This window comes from Alkalimonas sp., assembly GCF_020831925.1.
Taxonomy (GTDB): domain Bacteria; phylum Pseudomonadota; class Gammaproteobacteria; order Enterobacterales; family Alteromonadaceae; genus Alkalimonas.
Genome location: NZ_JAFIFQ010000084.1, coordinates 1 through 7,276 on the forward strand (window position 1 = coordinate 1; position 7,276 = coordinate 7,276).

Sequence of the window (7,276 nt, forward strand, 5' to 3'; positions counted from 1 at the left end):
TCAGCCTGAATATGTGGGTTATAGGGTTCGGCTTCCGGGCTGAAGTAATAGCCCATATCGCCGCCCATTTCATGCGAGTCGACAAAAACCAGCGGATACATCTGCTGCAAAGCTTGCACCCGGCCACGGGTTTCTGGCTGCGTCAGTGAGATCCAATCGCGGTTCATATCGAATAAGTAATGATTGGTGCGGCCATTGGGCCAGGGCTCATTGTGCTCGGCAGACAGGCGATCGGCAGAATGTGCCAGGCCAACGGTCGCATAATAGCGGCTGACAAAGCGGTGATGGCCATCCGGGTTTTGCAGTGGATCAATGTACACCAGGGTATTGGCCAGAATGGCTTGGGTTCGCTCACTGCTGTCGGCCAGCAAATGATAGGCCAGCCCCATCGCTGCATCGGCCGGGCTGATTTCATTACCGTGCAAGGTACTGGCAATCCAGACGCTGGCAGGCAGTTGTTGTATTAATGAGCGGGCCTCTGCCGCTGCCAGGTTTCGTGGATCTGCCAGTCGGCGCATATCAGCCTCAATGCGGTCCAGCTGAGCAATATGGGTCGGATTGCCAATCACCACATAAAACAACGGCCGGCCTTGCCAGCTTTTGGCATAGGGTACCAGCCTTACTTGCTCTGGGTGCGCCGATGCCAGGTGTTCAAAGTAGCGGGCAATGGCGCTTGGCTCTGAAATCCGTTGACCAAGCGGGTACCCCAGGATCTGTTCTACGGTGGCGACCTCGGTGTGGTATTGACTGCCCGGAAACTGAGGCGGGTGCACTGGCTCTGCGGCGAAGGCGGGTAAGCAGCAAGCCAACAGCCAGAGGAAAGGGCGGGTCAGATGAAGCATAGGACTCTCATGATTAAGGGGGATGATTGACACAGCCTAAAGGGCTAATCTTGATGCGACAATAGCTTTGCTGCCACCTTGCGATAAATGTTAGTTGGAATACGGTTGATGGCCGATTATTGCGGCCGGCTTGCATCTGGTGCAGCACTACCAGGCAAGTGGAAGCGAGTGATGAACTACCCATGGCGCAGCAGCAGACATCGTTGTAGGGCTTTAAAAAAAGGCCAGGCAACGCCTGGCCTCTGAGTGGTTACAGATACTGCTGCAGAAACTTCAGATAAGCCTCTTGGGCGGAAATACGGTTTTCCCGGCGCAGAAAGCCATGGCCTTCATCCGGGAACAGCAGATACTCGACCGGGACGCCTTGGGCGCGGATGGCTTCGACCATCTCGTCACTTTCTACCTGCAGCACGCGCGGATCGTTGGCACCTTGTACCACCAAGACCGGCTTTTGCACCCGATCGGCATGAAACAACGGCGAGATGCGGTGCAAACGTTCGCCATCTACCGCCGGATCGCCGAGCTCAGCATAAAGTGATTCGCGAAAGGCTTCCCACCAGGGTGGAATGCTTTCTAAGGTACGTACCCAGTTAGTAACACCAAAGATATTGATGCCTACTTCAAACTCATTGGTAAAGGCCATGGCTGCCATGGTGAGGTAACCACCGTAGCTGCCGCCCATCACACCGATGCGTTCCGGGTCTATCCAATCCAGGCTTTGCAGGTAGTACTTGCCATAGACAATGTCCTGCAAGTCGTCTTCGCCATGGCGGCGATCATCCAGATGGTAGAAGGTTTTGCCAAAGCCGGACGAGCCGCGGTTATTGACCGACAGTACCGCATAGCCATGATTGACCAGATGCTGGATCAGTGGATTGTAACCAGTGCGCGACTGACCACCCGGACCACCATGGATCCAAATCATTGCCGGTACTTTGTTATCGCTACTGGCCTGATGAGGTTTGTATTGCAAAGCAGGCACCACCAGGCCATCAAAGCTTTCAAAACGAATCACTTCGCTCATCACCAGGTGGTTTTCATCCATCGCTGGGTTTAATGCTTCGGTCAGGCGCTTGGCTGTAGGCGTGCCCAGGCGCCAGACAAACAGATTGGATGGGCTGTTGTCGGCATTTAAGTAAAAGCTAAGGATGCTGCTGTCGTGCGAGAAGTTGATACCACGAAAGTCGCCGGCTGGCAGCTCTGGTAACTGCAAGGGTTGGCCGGTTTGCTGATCGGTAATGCTGATTCTGGTGCTGGCATCGGCATTAATGGCTTCTACCCGGTAGCGATTGTCTTTGCTGTAACCTATGTAGCTGATGTCCCAATCGGCTTCGCTGTACAGTTGCTGCTCGCCAGTGGCCAGATGATGGCTGTAGGCACGAACAAACTCGGATCCATCGTTGGAGCCGAAAATCAGCGTGCTGCTGTCGCGACTAAAGCCATACACCGTATGGGAAATATTGCCTTCATGCGGGGTGATTAATTGCGGTTGATGCGGCTGCTCTTGCAAGTCGAGCAAATAGACGTTGTCATCGGCATTGTTGCGCACCTTCATCAGTGCCAGCCAGCGGCCATCATCACTGACGGCGGTGAGCAGAAAGCCATCGTCGTTTTCGAACACCAGCTCGCGTTGATAGTCGTCACTGTTGTAGCGATACAAATCGAAATAGCGGTTATCGCGCTCGTTGCTGCTGACCCAGAAAGAGCCATCATTACTCCAGCCCATAAAGCTGGCTTTTAAGTTATCACCAGGCGTGAGATCCCGGATGCTGCCATCCAGCTCCCGCACATACAGATGGTGCAGCTCATTGCCGCCCTGATCGGCGGTAAAGAGCACCCGGTCATCCTTGGGAAACCAGCCGATAGGAAATTGTGGATCGCTGTCGGAAGCTGTTAGCGGTTGCCAGTTGCTGCCATCCAGGCTGACTTTGTACAGGTTAAAAACGCCGCTTTCATCCGAGGCCACCAGCAAGGCATTCTGGCTGTGATTGATGTCATTGCCAAGGTAGCTGCGGGTAACAAAGAACTCCTGGGCACTGTAACTTGGAATGGCCGTGCTTTCGGCGGTGTTGATGGCGGTGCTATTGGTTTGGGGGGGCTGGCCGCAACCAAGCAGCAAAGCCGCGACCGCAAAGGCTGGCAGTAAGCGCAACCTTGTTAATGAATGGTGCATGCAGATTTCCTTTTCTTATTCTGGTAAAAATAAAGTGGTGAAAAAGTAATCTACGCCAGCTGGCCACTAAATACAAACCTTTGCTGGTAACTAGACGTATTGCAACAACTTACAGCTGCCAGGCCCGGAAATTACGTCCTTTCATTTTGTCGTGATTTAAAATCTGCAGTGCTTTTTTCGCCGCACTGCGTTTCACTGCCACATAGGCCCACAAATCATGCAACTGAATTTTACCGACGTCCTCAAAGGCGATTTGCTGATCGCGGGTTAGAGCACCGACAATATCCGCGGGACGCAGTTTTTGCTTTTTACCGCCCTGGATTTGGATGGTGACCATTTCGGCTTGGGCGGGAGCTTGCTGCAATAAGCTCAGGGCCGGCAGGGGTTGCAACCGGATGGGTTCGCTCAGCGTATCCTGCAACAGGCTCAGTTTGTACTCGTCTTTGCTATCGGCCAGCGTGATGGCCAGGCCTTTGGCTCCGGCGCGGCCGGTGCGGCCAATGCGATGGGTGTGGGTGTCGGTGTCGTGCGCCAGCTCGGCATTGATCACCAGGTCCAGCTCGCTGATATCCAGGCCGCGCGCGGCCACATCGGTGGCCACCAGAATGCGGGCGCTCTTGTTAGCAAATTGCAGCAGCGTTTGGTCGCGGTCTTTTTGCTCCAAATCGCCATGCAGCGCCTTGGCACTAAAACCATGCTGTTGCAAGGCATCGGCCAGCTGCTGGGTCACCCGCTTGGTGTTGCAGAACACCACGCAGCTGGCCGGTTGCACTTGCTGCAAGAGCAGCATCACCGCCTGCTCGCGTGAACTGCTTGCCAGTGTATAGAACTGTTGTTCGATGCTGCTTTCTGCCTGACTACTACTGACCGAAACGCGGACCGGCTGTTGCATCAGGCTGGCGGCCAGTTGTTCGATTTTGTCCGGGTAGGTGGCGCTGAATAACAGGGTTTGGCGCTTGGCAGGCATGGCTGCGGCGATGCTTGCGACCTCATCCTGAAAGCCCATATCCAGCATGCGGTCGGCTTCATCCAGCACCAGCATGCGAAGCTCAGATAAATCCAACCGTTGCTGTTGCAGGTGATCGAGCACCCGGCCTGGTGTGCCGACAATAAAATGGGCGCCATGCTCCAGCGATAGGATTTGGTGCTTGCTGGGCACGCCACCGCATAAAGTCAGCACCTTGATGTTGTGAATGCTGCGGCCCAAAGTGCGCAACTCTTTGGCCACCTGCTCGGCCAGCTCGCGGGTAGGACAGAGCACCAGGCCCTGAATGCGAAAACGTTTTACCTGCAAGGCACTTAGCATACCGAGCGCAAAAGCGGCCGTTTTACCCGAGCCGGTTTGCGCCTGGGCAATTACATCCTTGCCGGCCAAAATAGCCGGCAGGCTTTGCTGCTGAATGGGGGTCATTTGCTGGTAGTTCAGTTCCTGCAGGGTGGAAAGCAGGGCAGGGGCTAACGCAAGGGCGGCAAAATCGGTAACAGGCATCTAATCTGGCTCCGTGACGATGGCAAAGAGCCAGCGGGTTATTTATCGGGCGTTAGTATAGCAGACTTGTACTTTCACAGCATGGTCTTCACAACATGGCTTTTAAATGCGCGACTACGCTGCGGCCGAGTGAGCTTAAATCATAGCCGCCTTCCAGCATCGAGACGATGCGGCCATTGCAGTGGCGGTTGGCCAGTTGTTTCAACTGCCCGGTAAGCCAGGCGTAATCGTCTTCTTTGAGTAAAAATTGCGACATCTCATCTTCGGCATGGCCATCAAAGCCGGCAGAGATAAAAATAAGTTCGGGCGCGAAGGCATCCAGCGCCGCAAACCAGCGCTGTTGCACCGCGGTGCGCCATTGCTCGCCTTTGCAACCGGCTGGCAGCGGCAGGTTCAACACCCGTTCGCTACTGGTGTCATCGCCGCTGTTGGGGTAGAGCGCCTGCTGATAGGACGAGCAAAACAGCACCCGTTCGTCATGGCGGAAAATCGCTTCGGTGCCGTTGCCATGATGCACATCAAAATCGACGATGGCAACGCGCTTTAGCTGGTACTTATCCAGCGCATAGCTGGCGGCAATGGCGATGTTGTTCAGCAAGCAAAATCCCATGGCCTGATCAGCGGTAGCATGATGGCCCGGTGGTCGTATCGCACAAAAAGCCTGTTGGTTGTCGGCCTGCATCACTTCATCCACAGCCTGAATGCCGGAGCCTGCTGCTAGCAGCGCGGCTGGCAGGCTTTTCGGCGTCATCGGTGTGTCCGGGTCCAGCCAGATCTGGCCTTCACGGGGTGCTTTGGCAAACAGCTCCTCAATGTACAGCTTGCTGTGCGCCCTGTATAAGTCGCTGGCTTCAGCCGGGCGGGCATCGACTTGCTTGATCACATACTCAAGGCCAGAGCGCACCAACTGGTCATTAATGGCATGCAGCCTTGCCGGTTGCTCCGGATGCTCCGGGTCCGGGTTGTGCAAGGCGCAGCGGGCATGGCTGAATAAGGTCAGTGGCATCAGTTACTCCTTGCTCTTAGGTGGCAGCGTCAGTTTCAGGGTGATTTCACCTGGCTCATCGGCGGGCAGACGGACAAAGCCGGCTTTTTCGAACACGCTCAGCATCGGTTGGTTATCGGCCCGTACATAGGCCAGCATGGCGTCTAAGCCGCGCGCTTTGGCAATGGCGATCATTTCATCCAGCAGCCGCTTGGCCATGCCCTGGCCCTGATATTTTTCCCGGGTAACAAAGGCGACTTCGCAGCTGTTGGCCGAAGGCAGCAGGTAATAGCGGCCTACCGCCTGAATCTGCACTGCCGAGCCTTTTTGCCGCACGATGCACAGCGCCAAATCTTTCGATTGATCGACACTGACCAGGTTGCAGGATTTCTCCCGGCTCATCTGGGTGGGCACAGCGTTGTAACGCAGTTGCAGGGTTTCTTTGGTGTGTGAATAAAAAAACTCCTGCAAGCGCCGCTCATCGGATGGGTTTAATGGCCTTAGATCAAAGCTTTCGCCAGCAATACGCAACTCTTTAAAACCGACCTTGCCAAGCTCCGGTACCTCGACCGGCGTTTGTTGCTGGTAATGGGGCACCCAGTAATGTTCCCGCACTTTTTGCAGTAATTGATGACGAAACTTGGGGTGGGCGACCCGGATCAGTTCCAGTGCGCGCTCGCGGATGCTTTTGCCGCGCAAGGAGGCCACACCAAACTCGGTGACTACATAGTGCACATGGGCCCGGCTGGTGACCACGCCGGCCCCTTCGCGGATATGCGGCACAATGCGCGAGGTTTTGCCATCTTCGGTGGTAGAGGGCAGCGCGACAATGGGTTTGCCGCCCACACTCATCGAAGCGCCGCGACTAAAGTCCACCTGGCCGCCAATGCCGCTGTAAAACTGATGGCCAATCGAGTCCGCCACCACCTGGCCGGTCAAATCCACTTCAATGGCGCTGTTAATCGCCATCATCCGTTCGTTGCGGGCAATGTTGGCGGGGGAGTTGACGTATTCGCTCGGGTAAAAGCCAATATGTGGGTTGTGATGCACATAATCGTACAATGCCTGGCTACCCACGCAAAAGCTGGTGACTACTTTGCCCGGATGAAAGGTTTTGCGTCGGTTGGTGATCACGCCCTTTTGAATCAGCGCCATAATGCCATCGGTGATCATGTCGCTGTGTACGCCCAGGTCTTTGTGGTTACCCAGGTACTTCAGCACCGCATTGCAGATACGGCCAACGCCGAGCTGAATGGTGGCGCCATCCTCTACCAACAGGGCAATGTACTGGCCGATACGTTCACTGACCTCATTGTCGGTATCCATCGGCGGCAGTTCGGGCAGTGGCTGCTCGCACTCAATGCAAAGATCAATCTGGTCACGGTGAATAAAGCTTTGACCATAGGTCACCGGCATGCGTGGGTTGACCTGAGCAATCACGGTTTTAGCGGCTTTGGCGGCAGCAGCCACCACATCCACCGATACACCGAGCGAATGGTAGCCGTGTTGATCGGCTGGGCTCACCATAATCAGCGCGGCATCCAATGGCAGAATGTCGTCGGTAAAAAGATGCGGAATATCCGACATAAAGCAAGGGGTGTAATCGGCCCGGCCTTCTGCCACGGCCTGACGGATGGTGTCACCGCCAATAAAAAAGGTATTCACTTTAAAGCGGTGTTGCTGATCGGGCTCGGCCCATTGATTATCGGAAAGGGTTAGCAACTGCACAATCTCGATATCATGCAATTGGCGGGCATGGGCTATCAGATCGTTCATCAGCGCGCTTG

5 protein-coding genes are annotated in these 7,276 nt (G+C 55.2%); all 5 read right to left on the minus strand.

The window, feature by feature from the left end; genetic code table 11:
- Positions 1-842 (minus strand): M14 family zinc carboxypeptidase (locus JJU14_RS15700; RefSeq protein ID WP_300976267.1); only part of this gene is annotated, 842 nt, incomplete at its 3' end.
- Positions 843-1,092: 250 nt separating this feature from the next.
- Positions 1,093-3,015: a S9 family peptidase gene (locus JJU14_RS15705; RefSeq protein WP_228614666.1), complete on the minus strand. Its 1,923-nt coding sequence runs from the start codon at positions 3,013-3,015 to the stop codon at positions 1,093-1,095.
- Between the two features lie 109 nt (positions 3,016-3,124).
- A complete protein-coding gene (dbpA, locus tag JJU14_RS15710; protein WP_228614667.1) occupies positions 3,125-4,504 on the minus strand; it encodes an ATP-dependent RNA helicase DbpA in 1,380 nt (459 codons plus the stop codon).
- Positions 4,505-4,592: 88 nt separating this feature from the next.
- Entirely contained in the window at positions 4,593-5,510 is a 918-nt protein-coding gene (locus tag JJU14_RS15715; RefSeq protein ID WP_228614668.1) for a histone deacetylase family protein, read from the minus strand.
- Between the two features lie 3 nt (positions 5,511-5,513).
- A partial coding sequence (locus tag JJU14_RS15720) for a bifunctional acetyl-CoA hydrolase/transferase family protein/GNAT family N-acetyltransferase (RefSeq protein ID WP_228614669.1) occupies positions 5,514-7,276 on the minus strand: 1,763 nt, incomplete at its 5' end.

Coding starts and splice junctions, on each gene's coding strand:
- JJU14_RS15705 (WP_228614666.1), bottom strand. CDS start 3,015: ATGCACCATTCATTAACAAGGTTGCGCTTACTGCCAGCCTTTGCGGTC.
- dbpA (WP_228614667.1), bottom strand. CDS start 4,504: ATGCCTGTTACCGATTTTGCCGCCCTTGCGTTAGCCCCTGCCCTGCTT.
- JJU14_RS15715 (WP_228614668.1), bottom strand. CDS start 5,510: ATGCCACTGACCTTATTCAGCCATGCCCGCTGCGCCTTGCACAACCCG.